The 15,503-nt window shown below is 64.6% G+C and carries 12 protein-coding genes and 2 tRNA genes; 4 read left to right on the forward strand and 10 right to left on the reverse strand.

Annotation, left to right across the window (positions count from 1 at the left end; translation table 11 throughout):
- The first annotated feature begins 42 nt into the window (after window positions 1–42).
- Together ABDJ38_RS04340 and ABDJ38_RS04345 are read left to right on the forward strand one after the other, a co-directional pair.
- Entirely contained in the window at window positions 43–771 is a 729-nt protein-coding gene (locus tag ABDJ38_RS04340) for an ImuA family protein (protein ID WP_346783831.1), read from the forward strand.
- Complete coding sequence (locus tag ABDJ38_RS04345; protein ID WP_346783832.1) at window positions 677–2,284, forward strand: DUF6504 family protein; 1,608 nt, start codon at window positions 677–679, stop codon at window positions 2,282–2,284. Before ABDJ38_RS04340 ends, ABDJ38_RS04345 begins: the two co-directional genes overlap by 95 nt.
- A 21-nt stretch (window positions 2,285–2,305) precedes the next feature.
- On the opposite strand, the gene ABDJ38_RS04350 is transcribed toward ABDJ38_RS04345, so the two are convergent.
- A complete protein-coding gene (locus ABDJ38_RS04350) occupies window positions 2,306–3,103 on the reverse strand; it encodes a TerC family protein (protein ID WP_346783833.1) in 798 nt (265 codons plus the stop codon).
- Window positions 3,104–3,351: 248 nt separating this feature from the next.
- Between ABDJ38_RS04350 and ABDJ38_RS04355 the strand changes: the two genes are divergently transcribed.
- On the forward strand, window positions 3,352–7,161 hold the full coding sequence (locus tag ABDJ38_RS04355; RefSeq protein WP_346783834.1) for an error-prone DNA polymerase: 3,810 nt from the start codon (window positions 3,352–3,354) through the stop codon (window positions 7,159–7,161).
- Window positions 7,162–7,228: 67 nt separating this feature from the next.
- The gene (locus tag ABDJ38_RS04360; RefSeq protein WP_346783835.1) at window positions 7,229–7,891 is read left to right on the forward strand and encodes an extensin-like domain-containing protein; all 663 of its coding nucleotides are present in this window, start codon (window positions 7,229–7,231) and stop codon (window positions 7,889–7,891) included.
- A 2-nt stretch (window positions 7,892–7,893) separates the two neighbouring features.
- On the opposite strand, the gene phoB is transcribed toward ABDJ38_RS04360, so the two are convergent.
- From phoB to ABDJ38_RS04405, 9 genes are all read right to left on the reverse strand, one after another.
- On the reverse strand, window positions 7,894–8,583 hold the full coding sequence (gene phoB / locus ABDJ38_RS04365) for a phosphate regulon transcriptional regulator PhoB (protein ID WP_346783836.1): 690 nt from the start codon (window positions 8,581–8,583) through the stop codon (window positions 7,894–7,896).
- 110 nt (window positions 8,584–8,693) lie between these two features.
- A complete protein-coding gene (gene phoU / locus ABDJ38_RS04370) occupies window positions 8,694–9,362 on the reverse strand; it encodes a phosphate signaling complex protein PhoU (RefSeq protein WP_170308108.1) in 669 nt (222 codons plus the stop codon).
- Window positions 9,362–10,153, reverse strand: coding sequence for a phosphate ABC transporter ATP-binding protein PstB (gene pstB / locus ABDJ38_RS04375; protein ID WP_346783925.1), 792 nt, complete (start codon window positions 10,151–10,153; stop codon window positions 9,362–9,364). Before pstB ends, phoU begins: the two co-directional genes overlap by 1 nt.
- A 38-nt stretch (window positions 10,154–10,191) precedes the next feature.
- Entirely contained in the window at window positions 10,192–11,451 is a 1,260-nt protein-coding gene (pstA, locus tag ABDJ38_RS04380) for a phosphate ABC transporter permease PstA (protein ID WP_346783837.1), read from the reverse strand.
- A complete protein-coding gene (pstC, locus tag ABDJ38_RS04385; RefSeq protein ID WP_346783838.1) occupies window positions 11,444–12,829 on the reverse strand; it encodes a phosphate ABC transporter permease subunit PstC in 1,386 nt (461 codons plus the stop codon). Before pstC ends, pstA begins: the two co-directional genes overlap by 8 nt.
- Before the next feature lie 18 nt (window positions 12,830–12,847).
- Window positions 12,848–13,876, reverse strand: coding sequence for a substrate-binding domain-containing protein (locus ABDJ38_RS04390; protein ID WP_346783839.1), 1,029 nt, complete (start codon window positions 13,874–13,876; stop codon window positions 12,848–12,850).
- Between the two features lie 134 nt (window positions 13,877–14,010).
- A complete protein-coding gene (locus ABDJ38_RS04395) occupies window positions 14,011–15,195 on the reverse strand; it encodes a sensor histidine kinase (protein ID WP_346783840.1) in 1,185 nt (394 codons plus the stop codon).
- Window positions 15,196–15,265: 70 nt separating this feature from the next.
- Window positions 15,266–15,340 (reverse strand) — tRNA-Glu (locus ABDJ38_RS04400).
- Between the two features lie 32 nt (window positions 15,341–15,372).
- Window positions 15,373–15,447 (reverse strand) — tRNA-Glu (locus ABDJ38_RS04405).
- Window positions 15,448–15,503: the final 56 nt, after the last annotated feature.

Raw genomic sequence — 15,503 nt, forward strand, 5'->3', positions numbered from 1 at the left:
GTCCTTCTGGAAAGAACATAATAAGAACAAAGGAGTCGAATAATGGAGCTGGCCTCGCTGCCTCGAGCGGCGGAACTGGTGCATGCAGGGACGCGCAACCCGCGTTGGCATCCCGGCGCTGCCCCGGCGCTGCATAGCGAAATCTTTGCCGCCTCCAGCGATGGCGGCGGCATGGGCGCGCTGCTGGCGCTGGCAGGCGCGGCCCTGCGTCAGCGCGAGCGTGGCCGGGTGGAAGAGCGTGCGCTGCTGTGGGTGCAGGACAAGGCGGCGATCCGGCTGAGCGGGCGGCCCTATCCTCCCGGCCTGCCGCAAGCTCTTCGCCACCGGGTCATTCACGTTGCGGCAGACAGTGCCAAAGATGCGCTGTTCGCCTTGGAGGAGGGCCTGCGCTGCCGCGATCTGGCCTGCGTGATCGGCGAGATTGCCGGCAACCCCAAGGAGATGAGCTTCACCGCCTCACGTCGGCTCACGCTGGCGGCGGAACGGCATGACGTGCCGCTGTTCGTGCTCCGGCACGACGCTCGGCTCGATCTCGGCTCGGCGCGGATGCGCTGGCAGGTGCGCTCGGCACCATCGGTTCCGCCGCTGTGGGATCGCGGTGCTCCCGGCCATCCGAGCTGGCATGCCGAGCTGTTCCGTGCCCGCGGGCACGCTCCGGGAGAATGGACCTTGCGCGATGATGGACACGCCCTTGGCGCCGAACGGATCGCAGCGCCGGATCATGGCGATCTGGTGCCGGACGCTGACGCTCGATCGCTGGAGACAGGCTGAAGGCTGCACGCCCGGAACGGGGGCCGACGCTGCACCGCTGGTGCTGACTATCGACACGGCTCATGGCCCCCGCATCGAGGCGGTAAACGCGGCGGCGCTGGCCGAGGGAGCCGCGCCGGGCATGATGCTGGCCGATGCGCGCACCCTGTGCCCAAGGCTCGATCTGCGCCCGGCAGACCCGGCGGGCGACCTCGCCTTTCTTGAGCGGCTCGCCTTGTGGGCGCAGTGCTGGGGGCCATGGAGCGCGCTCGACGCGCCCGATGGCGTGCTGGTCGATGTGTCAGCGGTGGCGCACCTGTTCGGCGGCGAGGCGCGCCTGCTGGCCGACGTGACGGAGCGCTGCGCCGCACGCGGGCTGACCGTGCGGGTGGCCATCGCGCCCACGGCAGGGGCGGCCTGGGCGCTGGCGCATCACGGGCCGGAGCGCGCGATCCTTGCGCCGGAACACGATCCGCTGGCCCGCCTTGCCGATCTACCCGTTGCCGCGCTCAGGCTCGATCCCGATGTGTTGCTGGTGCTGCGGAGACTCGGGCTGAAGCGGATCGGCGATCTGGTGCGGGTCGAGAGCGGCGCGGGCGACCGGGCCGGCGGGCGCGATGCGCTGCGCCGCCGTTTCCGCACTCGCCACGCGGCCAGCGCCAACCCGCTGATCCGGCTCGACCAGCTGATCGGCCATGTACCCGAGCCACTGCTGCCCGTGACCATGCCCGAGGTGCCGCTGGTGCAGCGCCGCCTGATGGAGCCGATCCGCCACCGCGATCTGCTCGACACGGTGATGGCCGATCTGGCGGCGGATATGGAGCGGCTGCTCGAAGGCTGGGGCGAGGGGGCGCGGCGGCTCGATCTGGCCATGTGGCGCGTCGATGGCGAGGTGCTCACGCGCCGCCTCGACCTGGCCGCAGCCACTCGCGACGCCGCACATATCTGCCGCCTGTTCGCGGCAAAGCTCGACGATATCGACGCCGGGTTCGGGATCGAGATGGTGCGCCTCACCGCCAGCTGGGCACAGTCGCTGCCACTGGGGCAAGCCGATCTCGAAGCCGCCGCCGAGGAGCACGGCACGTCGCTCGCGGCCTGTATCGACCGGCTCAGCGTGCGGCTTGGGGCAGGCGCGGTGCGCCGCCCGGTGCTGCACCCCAGCCACATCCCCGAACGCAGCCTGCGCTGGCAGCCCCCGCTGGAGCCTGAGCCGCTCCATCAGGAGGAACTGCGCTTCCACGCGCGCCCGGCCAAGCTGCTCGACAAGGCGGAGGCGATTTCGGTGCTGTACGCCAGCCCCGATGGCTATCCGCGCCGGTTTCGCTGGCGCGGCGAGGTACATGAGGTGGCGCGGGTCGAGGGGCCGGAGCGGATCGCCCCCGAATGGTGGCGCGAGCGCGGCAATGCACGCCTACGCGACTATTACCGCGTCGAGGATGGCGAGGGGCGGCGTTACTGGATTTATCGTAGTGGCCTTCCCGATGACGGGCGCGGTGGAATGCCTGACTGGTTTTTGCAGGGGCTATGCGGGTAGGTGCACAACCCCTGCGAACAATCACCCCGCCGCCTTCTTCACCCGCCGGTTGCGCTGCACCATATTCAGCATCTCCACGCCGACAGAGAAGCCCATCGCCGCATAAATATAGCCCTTCGGCACGTGAACGCCGAAACCGTCGGCGATCAGCACGAGGCCGATCATCACCAGGAAGGCCAAGGCAAGCATCACCAGCGTCGGGTTCTTCTCGATGAACTTGGCCAGAGGATCAGCCGCCACCATCATGACGCCTACGGTGATCACCACGGCCGTGACCATGATCGGGATCTCGTCGGTCATGCCCACGGCGGTGAGGATCGAATCGACCGAGAACACCATGTCGATTGCCACGATCTGGAGGATCACCGTGCCGAAAGTGGCCGTCGCCGCGGCGGCCATGCCGGGGGTCTTGTCCAGCAGATCACCCGAATTGTCCTCCGGCTCCATCGAGTGGTGAATCTCCTTGGTGGCCTTCCACAGCAGGAACAGGCCGCCTGCCAGAAGGATCAGGTCACGGCCGGAGAAGGCGGTATCGAAAGTCGGCTCGCCATAGGGGCCGGGGGCGCCACGAATGCCGAGATCGAACAGCGGCGCCTGCAAGGTGACCAGCCAGCCGATCAGCATCAGCAGGCCAATCCGCATCACCAGAGCCAGCGCGAGGCCAATGCGGCGCGCGCGCTGCTGCTGGTCCACGGGCAACTTGTTCGAAAGAATGGCGATGAAGATCAGGTTGTCGATCCCAAGGACGACTTCGAGCGCAATCAGCGTAAGCAGCGCGAGCCATGCGCCGGGATCGGAAAGGAGGGCGAGGATATCCATCAATGGTCCCTGTTAATGGGGACCGCATTGCGAAACGGCCCCTGTTGAAGCGTCCGACATCACGAGCACAAGCTCGCCAGAGGGGCCCGGCCGCCAGTGTGCTCTAGCCGTGCGCAGGCCGAATGGAAAGGTTCAGCGATAGACGAATGTTGTTGGCGCTGCAATTTTAAGAACATATATAGAACATATGTTGCAGGCTGCGATTATCGGAAGTCGTGTCACCCGCTGTGAAGGCGTGTGAGGAAGAGATGCCTGACGCTCCGCTCACACCCGGCAAGCGCCATGTCGCGACCGATCCTGCGCTGATCGGTAAGCCCTCGCGCGCCAGCTTCGTCGAGCTGGGGGTGATGAGCTGTTTCTCGTTCCTGCGCGGGGCTTCCGATGCGGTCGACCTTGCGCTCACCGCGCGGGCGCTGGGCTATGATGCGCTGGGCATTGCCGATGCCAACTCGATGGCAGGCGTGGTGAGAGTGCATGGCGAGGCCAAGGCACTGAAGCTGCGTCCGGTGATCGGCTGCCGGATCGAGACAGTCGAGGGGCTGGCCTTCCTCGCCTATCCGCAGGATCGCGCCGCCTATGGTCGGTTGTGTCGGCTGATTTCGGCAGGCCGGATGCAGACGTTGAGCGGCGAGTGGCAGGACAAGGGCGCTTGCGCGATTTCGCTGGCGATGCTGGCGGCTCATTGTGAAGGGGTACACTTGATCGCGCTGCCACCGCGCGATCTGATGGCGGAGTTCACCATTGCGGTAGAAGATAATGTGGTGGCCTTTCCGGTGCAAGAAGCACGCGGGGACGCGGAGGCGCGGAGTAGTATTTCGTTCTCAGAGGCGCAGAGGCACAGAGAGGGCACTTCTCCGCAAAGCGGCAATTCCACACGCTCCGTCACATCTGCCGGAAAAGTTGGAGATGAAGAGCGGCTGAGCCGCGAGCGTAAGCCCTCTGCGCCTCTGCGCCTCTGCGAGCGCCCTCAAAACCTCCGCGTCTCCGCGTCTTCGCGTGAACCCAAAACCCGTCCGCTCACCAAGGCGTATGCCGACCTGCTCCCGCATCTCGCCCGCCAGCTGCCTAACCTGAAACATCTCGCCGCCAGCTTCCTCTATGCCGGCGATGACATCGCGAGGATCGAGCGGCTCGACATGCTCGCGCGCGCCAATGGTATGACGATCCTTGCCACCAACGATGTCCACCACCACGCCCCTGAACGCCGTCCGCTGCAAGACGTGATGACCGCGATCCGCCACAAGACCACCATCGCCCAGGCGGGCCACCTGCTCCACGCCAATGCCGAACGGCACCTGAAGTCTCCGCAGGAGATGGAGCGCCTGTTCGCCCGCTGGCCCCACGCGATTGCAGCGGCACGGCAGGTGGCCGATGCCTGCACCTTCGATCTGGAGCAGTTGACCTACGACTACCCCGAGGAGATATACCCCGAAGGCCGCAACCCGCAGGAGCATCTTGAAGCCGAGACATGGCTCGGTGCGGAGCGGTGCTATCCGCCCGAGGAGTTTCCGCAAGGCGTCCCCTCATCGGTCCGCGAAACGCTGGAGCGCGAACTCAAGCTGATCGGCAAGCTCGGCCTCGCGCGCTATTTCCTCACCATCAAGGACATCGTCGATTTCGCCCGCGGGCAGGAGCCGCCGATCCTGTGCCAGGGGCGCGGCAGCGCGGCCAATTCGGCGGTCTGCTACGTGCTCGGCATCACCAGCGTCGATCCCGCCAAACACGCGCTGCTGTTCGATCGCTTCATCTCCGAGGAGCGCAAGGAGCCGCCCGATATCGACGTCGATTTCGAGCACGAGCGGCGCGAAGAGGTGATCCAGTACATCTACAAAAAATATGGCCGCCACCGTGCGGGGCTGTGCGCGACGGTGATCCACTACCGCCCGCGCATGGCCATCCGCGAGGTGGGCAAGGTGATGGGGCTCAGCGAAGACGTAACCTCGGCGCTGGCGCGCACGGTCTGGGGCAGCATGGGCCGCGAGGTGAGCCACCGCCACGCCGAGGAAATCGGCATGGACCTATCCGACCCGCACCTCAGGCGCGTGCTGGCACTGACCGAGCAGATGATCGGGATGCCGCGCCATCTCAGCCAGCATGTCGGCGGCTTCATCCTCACCGCCAGCCCGCTCACCGAAACGGTGCCGATCGGCAATGGCGCCATGCCCGAGCGCTCGTTCATCGAGTGGGACAAGGATGATATCGACGCGCTCGGCATCCTCAAGGTCGACGTGCTGGCGCTGGGGATGCTGACCTGCATCCGCAAATGCCTCGATCTGCTGGAGGATCACCATGGCCGCACGCTGACGCTGGCGACGGTGCCGCGCGAGGACGAGGAGACCTATGCCATGCTGCGAAGGGGCGATTCGCTGGGCGTGTTCCAGGTCGAGAGCCGGGCGCAGATGAACATGCTGCCCCGGCTGCGCCCACGCGAGTTTTACGATCTCGTGATCCAGGTCGCGATCGTGCGCCCCGGCCCGATCCAGGGCGATATGGTCCACCCCTATCTGCGCCGAAGACGCGGGGCAGAGGCGGTGGAGATACCCGCGCCGAGCCCCGAACACGGCCCGCCTGATGAACTGTCGAGCATTCTCAAGCGGACCTTGGGCGTGCCGATCTTTCAGGAGCAGGCGATGAAGATCGCGCTCGATGCGGCGAAGTTCAGCGCGCTTGAGGCAAACCGGCTGCGCAAGGCCATGGCCACCTTCCGCAGCCGGGGCATGGTCGACGAGCTGCAGGATATGATGGTCGGACGCATGATAAAGCGGGGCTATGACCCGGAGTTTGCGGAGCGGTGCTTCAACCAGATCAAGGGCTTTGGCGAATATGGCTTTCCGGAAAGCCACGCAGCCAGTTTCGCGCATCTGGTCTATGTTTCAAGCTGGCTGAAGTGTCACTTCCCCGCGGCCTTTGCCTGCGCTTTGCTCAATTCGCAACCGATGGGGTTCTATGCCCCGGCGCAAATCGTGCGCGATGCGCGCGAGCATGGTGTCGTGGTGTTGCCGGTCGATGTGAACCACTCGGAGTGGGATTGTACGCTGGAGCTTGTTGAGGATTCACGCGGAGGCGCGGAGACGCGGAGTGGAGTTTCACTCACAGAGGCCCGCCAATCCGCCAGGCAGGACCGTCACATCGCCCTGCGTTTGGGTTTTCGCCAACTCGATGGGTTGCCCGAACACGCTGCCGCCATGCTGGTCGCCGCACGGCAGGCGGAAGGTGTCTTTGCCGATGTGAGCGATCTTCGCGAACGCGCGCGGTTGATCCCCCCGCATATCGAAAAGCTCGCCAGCGCCGACTGTTTTGGCTCGCTAGGCCTCAGCCGCAGGCAGGCGCTGTGGGATGCGCGCAGCCTCGTCGCCGCGCCCGATCTGCCGCTGTTCACCCATGCCGAAACGCGCGATGAAGGCGCCGAGCGGGGCCGGGCGGTGCTCCCCACAATGCCGCTCAGCGAGGAGGTCGTCACTGATTATCAGACCACGCGGCTCAGCCTGAAAGCGCACCCGATGAGCTTCCTGCGCGCCTCGCTGGGCGAGCGCGGGTTTGTCCGCGCCGCCGACCTGCGCGCGCGCAAGAACCGCACGATGGTGCAGGTCGCCGGCGTGGTGCTGATCCGCCAGCGCCCCGGTTCGGCCAAGGGCGTTTGTTTCATCACCATCGAGGATGAGACCGGCATCGCCAACGTGGTTGTCTGGCCCGACCTGATGGAGCGTTTGCGCCGCGTGGTGATGGGCGCACGGCTGATGGAAGTGCGCGGGCGGGTCGAGTATGACGACGAGGTGGTTCACATCATCGCCCAGCATATCACCGATACGACACACGACCTGCATCTCCTGTCGGATGACCTGCTCTCCACTCCGCTCGCGCGCGCCGATCACATCAAGTCGCCACTGCCCAGCGGCAAGGTCAACCCGCGCGACAATCTGCGCGAAGGGGCGGACGATCCGGTCGAACCGTGGCAAGATCCTCCGCCCGGCAACCGCGATTGCGGCTTCCACGGCCCCGATTTGCGAGGCCATCCGCGCGATCTTCGGATCATTCCCAAGTCCCGCGACTTTCACTGACATGGCCAGACCAAAGCGACGCCGCCAATCGCGCAGATTACCAGCGCCTGGAACTTGGGCCAGCCTCATGGCGCTGGTCGCCTTCGTATATGCGGGGTGGATATGGCTGCAGGAGAACCCGCAGCATAACCCCTGGGCACCGCTCGATCTGCGCCAGGAACGGGGCTGGGCCACCGCCGCCAAGCTCGAACTGGCGCGCGAGGATATGGCCGAGTGCCGCGCCGTGCTCACCAGCAGCGAGGTGACCTTTACCGCGCTCGATCCCTCAGGTGAGGGGGAGTGTCGCCGTGAAGATCGGCTGACGCTGCTGCACCTTTCGCTGACGCCCGCCCGCCCGCAAATGACCTGCCCGGTCGCAATCGGGCTGGAACTGTGGACGCAAGACCTCACGCCGCTCGCCACAGATATGCTCGGCTCGCCTATCGCGCGGATCGAGCAGCTCGGCACCTATTCGTGCCGCCGGATGTATGGCGCGGATAGCGGCGACTGGAGCGAACACGCCACCGGCAACGCCATCGACATCGCCGCTTTCGTGCTGGAGGATGGCCGTCGGATCAGCGTGCTCGACGACTGGGACGACGAGGGCGGACGCGGCCAGTTCCTCTATGCCGCACGCGACAGGGCCTGCGCCAGCTTCGGAACCGTCCTATCGCCGGACTACAACGCCGCGCACGCCGATCACTTCCACCTCGACCAGGGGCGCCCGGCAATGATCGGCGCCTGTCGCTAGGCTCAGACCGGTTCGAGCGCGTAACCCGCAGAGCGCACGGTGCGGATCGGATCGCGCGCATTGTCGAACGCGATGGCTTTGCGCAGGCGGCGGATATGCACGTCGACCGTGCGCTCCTCGATCTCGCTGCCCGTGCCCCATACCGCGTCTAGCAACTGGCTGCGCGAGAACACCCGGCGCGGGTGCTCCATGAAGAACTTGAGCAGGCGATATTCGGTCGGGCCGATCTGCAGGGAGCGGCCACGGCGCTCCACCCGATGCGCGACCGGATCGAGCTTGATGTCGCCCGTCTCGATCGTCTCGCCCGCCAGCGCCGGGCGCACGCGGCGCAGCACTGCCGATACACGCGCCAGCAACTCGCGCGGCGAAAACGGTTTGGTTACATAGTCGTCGGCGCCGGTCTCCAGCCCGCGCACACGATCATCCTCGGCCTCGCGCGCGGTCAGCATGATGATCGGAACGTGGGCGGTCGCCTTGTCGCGGCGCAGACGGCGGCAGACCTCGATCCCGCTGGTGCCCTCGATCATCCAGTCGAGCAGGACCAGATCGGGCGTCTCCTCAGCCGCCATGACCAGTGCCTCGTCACCATCCGCACTGGTGCGCACCTCGTAGCCTTCACTGGCGAAGCGGTATTCGAGCAGTTCGGCAAGCGCCGTATCGTCTTCGACCAGCAGGAGTTTGGGAGTGGACATAATGCGAAACCTCATGGGCGGCCGCACAAGCGCGGGCCGACGTCACGCGGTTATGGCATTTTTTCGACAGATTTGTGACAATGAGACACAACGCTGACAACGAACCGCCTTTAGCGTTCGATATCCTGTGGATAGGTGCCGACCGCGGCGAAGTGAACCATTTCGGCCACGTTGGTCGCATGGTCGCCGATCCGCTCGATATTGCGCGCCACGAACAGCAGCTGCGCCGCGCTCGAAATGGTGGCAGGATTTTCTACCATGTAGCTAACATAATTGCGGAAGATGCTGTCGTAGAAAGCGTCGACCTTGGCGTCGGCTTCGATCACGTCGCGCGCCACGATGGGGTCGCGCGCAGCATAGGCGGTCAGCACGTCGTGGACCATCTCGATGGCCACCTCGGCCATGGCCGGCAGCAGCGTGAGCGGCTCGAACCGGGCGCGGCCTTCGATGCGGCCGGTGCGCTTGGCGATGTTCTTGGCATAGTCGCCGATCCGCTCGATCACGCCGCCGATCTTCAGCGCGGCAATGATTTCGCGCAAGTCGTCAGCCATCGGCGCGCGCAGGGCGAGCATCCGAACCGCCATCGCATCGACCTCGGCCTCAAGCGTGTCGAGCTTCTTGTCGCGCTCCACCACCTCGGCGGCGAGCACCTCATCACCATTCAGCATGGCCTCCATCGCCTGATGGATCGCAAGCTCGGCCAGACCGCCCATTTCGGCGATCAGCCCGCGCAGGCGGGTGATGTCCTCGTCGAAGGCCTTGACGGTATGTTCGCTCATCAGCCGTAACGCCCTGTAATATAGTCCTTGGTCCGTTCTTCCGCCGGGTTGGTGAAGACATCGGAGGTAAGACCGTATTCGACCAGATGGCCGAGGTGAAAAAAGGCAGTTCGCTGCGACACGCGCGCTGCTTGCTGCATCGAATGGGTGACGATCACAATAGCATAATTACCGCGCAGATCATCGATAAGTTCCTCGATTTTGGCGGTAGCGATCGGATCGAGCGCGCTGCACGGCTCGTCCATAAGGATCACCTCGGGCTCCACCGCAATGGCGCGCGCGATGCACAGACGCTGCTGCTGGCCGCCTGAAAGCGCGGTGCCGGTATCGGTCAGCCGATCCTTGACCTCGTTCCACAGGCCCGCGCGGAGCAGACTCTTTTCCACGATCACATCGAGATCGGCCTTGCTGTCGGCCAGCCCGTGAATGCGTGGGCCGTAAGCGATGTTCTCGTAGATCGACTTGGGGAACGGATTGGGCTTCTGGAACACCATGCCAACCCGTGCGCGAAGTTGCACGACGTCCATCCCGCTGTCGTAGATGTCCTCGCCATCGAGCGCGATCTTGCCAGTGACGCGCGCCGAGGGGATGGTGTCGTTCATGCGGTTGAGCGAGCGCAGGAAGGTTGACTTGCCGCAGCCGGAGGGGCCGATAAAGGCGGTCACATATTCGCTGAACACGTCGATCGATACCGTGTCGATCGCCTGTTTGTCGCCATAGTAAACCGACACGTCGCGCGCGGTCATTTTTGCGGGGCCATGCTCGGCGCGCTCGGCGTCGATCGAGGGCATGGCCGCCCGCACTTGCGGGGCTTCCGGATTGTCGGTCATCACCATTTTTTCTCGAAGCGGTTGCGCAGGTAAATGGCAAGGCCATTCATCAGCAGGAGAAACACGAGGAGGACGATAATAGCCGCGCTGGTGCGTTCCACAAACCCGCGGTCGATTTCGTCCGACCAGAGAAAGATTTGCATCGGCAACACCGTGGCGTTGTCGGTAAACCCATCAGGCGGAGTGGCAACGAAGGCGCGCATGCCGATGAGCAGCAGCGGAGCAGTTTCGCCGAGAGCGCGCGCCATGCCGATGATGGTGCCGGTGAGGATGCCGGGCAGCGCCAGTGGAAGCACATGGTGAAAAACCACCTGGATCGGCGAGGCACCGATGGCAAGAGCGCCGTCGCGGATCGAAGGCGGAACCGCCTTGATCGCGTTGCGCCCCGAAATGACGATTACCGGCATGGTCATCAGCGCGAGGGTCAGGCCGCCGATCAGCGGCGCCGAACGGTAACCGGGAAAGATAGTGAGGAACACGGCAAGGCCCAGGAGGCCGAAAATGATCGAGGGCACGGCGGCAAGGTTGTTGATCGAAACCTCGATGATCTCGGTCCAGCGGTTCTTCGGTGCATACTCCTCGAGGTAAAGCGCCGCCAGCACACCGATTGGAAAAGCGAGAACAAGCGTGACGATCATCGTCAGGATCGAGCCTTTGAGCGCGGCCCAGATGCCGGCAAGCTGCGGGTCGGTCGCGTCCGACCGGGCAAGGAAGCCGATGTCGAAGCGCTCGGCCAGCTTGCCTTCGGCCGCGAGCCTCTCGGCCAACGGCTGAAGCTGGAGCTGGCCGTCTCCGGCAAAAGCGGAGGCAAGCGAGTTGCTCGCCGGAAGCCATAGCGTGGTAGACCGATTGAGGATCGTGGGATCGGCAATGATACGCTCGGCGACCGAGCGCCAGGCATCCGTGTTCAGCTGTTCGGCGCCTTGTTCGCCCAGGCTCTGCTCGGCCGAGAAGGCGACGACGTCGGGCAGTCCCTGGCTTTCGAGCGCGCGGATCTGCACCGCGTCGCTATCCACTGTTGGATCGAGCGAGAGGGCGGCCCCGGAAAGGTCGATCTCCAGCCGCAACTCGGCGCGCTGAAACCCGCCCAGCCCGTTTAGCGTCATCGTCACCAGCAGAAACAGCAGCATGGCGATCGAGAAGCCCACCGCCGCCATGCCGAGGTACTTGAAGCGCCGCTCGGCAGCGTAGCGCTTCTTCAGCCGGGCGGCGAAGGCCGGGGTGCGGGTGGGACCGAGAGGGGCGGCGGTGTCAATCATAGGCTTCACGGAACCTTTTCACCACGCGCAGGGCTATGAAGTTGAGCGCCAGCGTCACCATGAACAGCACGAAGCCGAGCGCGAAAGCGGCCAGCGTGGTCGGATGATCGAAGCTGCCTTCGCCGGTGAGGAGGGCGACGATCTGCACTGTCACGGTGGTCATCGCCTCGAGCGGGTTGGCGGTGAGATTGGCGGCAGTCGAAGCGGCCATCACCACGATCATCGTCTCACCGATGGCGCGGCTGATCGCCAGCATCACCCCTGCCACAATGCCTGGCAGCGCGGCGGGAACCAGCACGCGGCGGATCGTCTCGTTCTTGGTCGCGCCCATTGCGAGGCTGCCATCGCGCATCGCCGATGGCACGGCGGCGATAGAATCGTCGGCCATGGAGGAAACGAAGGGAATGATCATCACGCCCATCACCAGGCCGGCCGAAAGCGCGCTCTCGCTCGATGGATTGGACACGCCGACGGCCACGGCCAGATCGCGAATCGCAGGGCCGATGGTGAGCGCGGCGAAATATCCGTAAACCACGGTGGGCACACCTGCGAGAATCTCAAGCGCAGGCTTGGCCCAGGCGCGGAAGCGCGGGTTGGCATATTGGGTGAGGTAGATGGCGCTCATCATGCCGATTGGGATCGCCACGATCATGGCAATAATCGCTCCGATGAACAGCGTGCCCCAGAACAGCGGCACCGCGCCATAGCGGCTGGGGTCGATAGCTTCGACCCCGCTCATCGGATCGGGGTTCCACTGGATGCCCAACAGGAAATCGAGCGGCGAAACCATGCTAAAGAAGCGCCAGGTCTCGAACACCAGCGTCGCGAAGATGCCGAGTGTGGTGAAGATCGCCACCAGCGAGAAGGCGAGCAGAACGCCCATCACCATGCGTTCGACATGGTTGCGCGCGGCAAGGTCGGGCTTGAGGCGCAGGAAGACGTAGACTGCCGATGCGCCTGCGATCAGCAGGGCAATGCCGATCCCGATGTAGGTGTAGAACTGGCTCGACGCGGCGTAGACCTCGGCCAGCGCGCGAGCCTCGTCGTAGAAGTTCGGTCCGCCCGGGTTGCTGGCGAGATTGCGCGCTTCGGCGAGGATAGCCATGCGCTGCTGCCCAAAGGCGGGCAGGCCTCGCGCTGCCGGGCTATCCAGCACCTCGGCCATGACAAGCTGCGACGAGATCGGCCCCCAGGCCAGCAGGAACAGCGCCATCGGCACCGCCACCCACAACGCGGCATACCACCCGAAGTGCGACGGTAGCGCGGCATGGCGTCTCGCTGTGCTGTTGGCGCGGAAGGTTTGCGCGCGCGCACGTGCGAACAGCCAGGCCACGAGGCCAAGGCCAAGAGCAAGCAGGATCGGCAAAGCAGGCGACATGCTGAGCGCTTCGTCCGGCTACTGGAAATCGGCCGGGGTGAGTGCGGGGCGGGAAGAGATCGCTGCGTCCATCTCGGTCATCTTCTCGGCCGGGTTGGCGACCAGGCCGACCTTGGCGAGCGGGCCCTCGGCCGTCCAGTTGTCGCGCCAGACCTGAAGATATTCGACCATGCCGGGAATGGCGCCGACATGGTCATTCTTTACATAGACATAGAGCGGACGCGCGCCAGGATAGGCGAAGCTGGCGATATTGTCGTAGGTCGGTGCGACCCCGTTCATCGTCAGGCCTTGCAGCTTGTCCAGGTTCTCTTCGAGATAGGAATAACCGAACACGCCGATGGTGTTGGGGTTGCTCTCGATCTTCTGCACGATCAGGTTGTCTTGCTCGCCCTGTTCGACGAAGGCTCCGTCGGCCCGCACTTCGGTGCAGATCCGGTCTTCTTCCTCTTCGCTCAGCCCATCGGGCAAAGGCCCGGCCTCGCAGCCGACCGCGAGCACCAGCTCCTTGAGCGCATCGCGCGTGCCCGAGGTCGACGGCGGACCATAAACGAGAATCGGAAGATCGGGCAGCGAGGGATCTATATCGGACCAGTTGCTCGCCGTCTGCTCGCCGCCATAAGGGTTCGCTGCGAGAGCACGATAGACGATCTCGGGGGTCAGGGCGATCGTTATGCCATCACGCGCAGAGGCGAAGGCGATACCGTCCAGGCCGACCTGGATTTCGGTGATGGCGTTCACACCGTTGGCGGTGCAGGTCTCGAACTCGCTCTTCTTCATCCGGCGCGAAGCATGGGCAAAATCGGGCGTATCCGGCCCGATACCACCGCAGAACAGTGCAATGCCCGCGCCCGAGCCGATCGCCTCGATAACCGGCGACGAATATTCGGGATAGGATCGAGCGAAGGTCTCCGCCACCACCTTGGCAAACGGATAGACGGTCGAGGAGCCCACGGCGCGAATCCCCGCGCGGCCTTCCTCGGCATCGCCGCAGGCAGAAAGCAGCGCGCTGGCGGCCGCAAGCATGAGCAGGGCAGGTTTCGCATCCATCGGCAATTCCAATTCCTTCCGAACACAACCTAGGTCAGCCAGGTTACGCGGTGGCTACAGCCAAGGTCGGCGATCAAAGCAACCCCTGATTTCGTGACTCTTGGGGACTGTGTCTCTCAGGCCAGCCTGCGAACCTAGGCTTCGGTCACCAGCGGAAGCTTCACTTCCACCGTCGTTCCCTTGTCGAGCTTGCTACTGATGTCGAGCCGACCACGGTGCCGTTCGACGATATGCTTCACGATAGCAAGACCCAGTCCGGTGCCGCCTTGTGCGCGGCTGCGGCCCGGATCGGTGCGGTAGAAACGGCGAGTGAGGTGCGGGATGTGTTCGGGCGCAATGCCTTCGCCCTCGTCACGCACGGTGATGACCGCCATCTCGCGTGTTCCATGTTCGAGCATGACGGTGACGGGCTTATCCTGCCCACCATATTTCATCGCGTTATCGACCAGATTGCGCACGAGCTGTTCGAGTTGGCGCGAATCGCCGCGTACGGGAAATGCGCCTTTGGGAATGTCGCAGACGAGGCGATCGATTCGATTGGGGCCGGCCCCGTCGCGCGCGGCCTGCATCACGATTGGTCGCAGGTCGATTTTTTCGCGCGGGTGGTCGTGCTTTTCCGCCTCCACCCGGCTCAAGCTCATCAGATCGTCGACCAGCGCCTGCAACCGTCGGGCCTCTCGCAGGACCGTGCCGTAAAACTTGCTGGCCTGTTTCGGATCGACGCTTTCGCCTTCGTCCTCCAACGTCTCCATATAGCCGATGATGGATGCGAGCGGCGTACGCAGCTCGTGGCTGGCATTGGCGACAAAATCGGTATGCGCGCGGCTGACATCGGCCTCGGCGGTGCGGTTGACCAGTTCGATCAGGCAATAACGCTCGTCGATCGGTTGCCGCGTCATCTGCCAGCTCGACCGTGGCCCGGTGAGGCCCTGCACAGTAGTCGAGCCGCCCTTGGGCCGGGAAAGCAGATCGACGGCTGCCGGATGGCGCAACGCAACGCGTGCGTCCTGCCCGACCACATGCGCGCCGATCGCTTCGCGCGCGGCGGCATTGGCGGATATGATTCGATTTCCGTCGAGCATCAGCACCGGGAGGCCCGAATGTTCGATCATGTCGCGCATGCCCGAGCGCGTCATCTTCACGCTGTCGAGTTCGAGCGTGCGGGGCGGAGGAGGCGGCGGCGCGAACAGCCAGAGCGAACCTATCCACACCAGGCATGCCCCGGCGACAAGCCAGAAATCCATCCCGGCAGCGACCAGAACGGCGCCCGTTATCAGCGCAAGTGCGATACCGGCATATGGCAGCGGACGTCCACCCATGCTGCGTGCCACAGCACAAGGTTTGCGGCTTGGCTAGGGAGAAGTTGGCGAGGGCCGGATTAAGTCCGGCTGGTGACCCCTACGGGAATCGAACCCGTGTTTCAGCCGTGAGAGGGCCGCGTCCTGACCGCTAGACGAAGGGGCCGCAATGGCCGTGTAGTAAAGCGCGCCTCGCGCTGGTGACCCCTACGGGAATCGAACCCGTGTTTCAGCCGTGAAAGGGCCGCGTCCTAACCGCTAGACGAAGGGGCCATGCGCGAGGCGAGCGGCGCACTTAGGGGGGCTTTGGATTCGGGTCAACCCCTCAT

Origin of the sequence: Aurantiacibacter flavus (assembly GCF_039710615.1) — a bacterium.
Taxonomy (GTDB): domain Bacteria; phylum Pseudomonadota; class Alphaproteobacteria; order Sphingomonadales; family Sphingomonadaceae; genus Alteraurantiacibacter; species Alteraurantiacibacter flavus.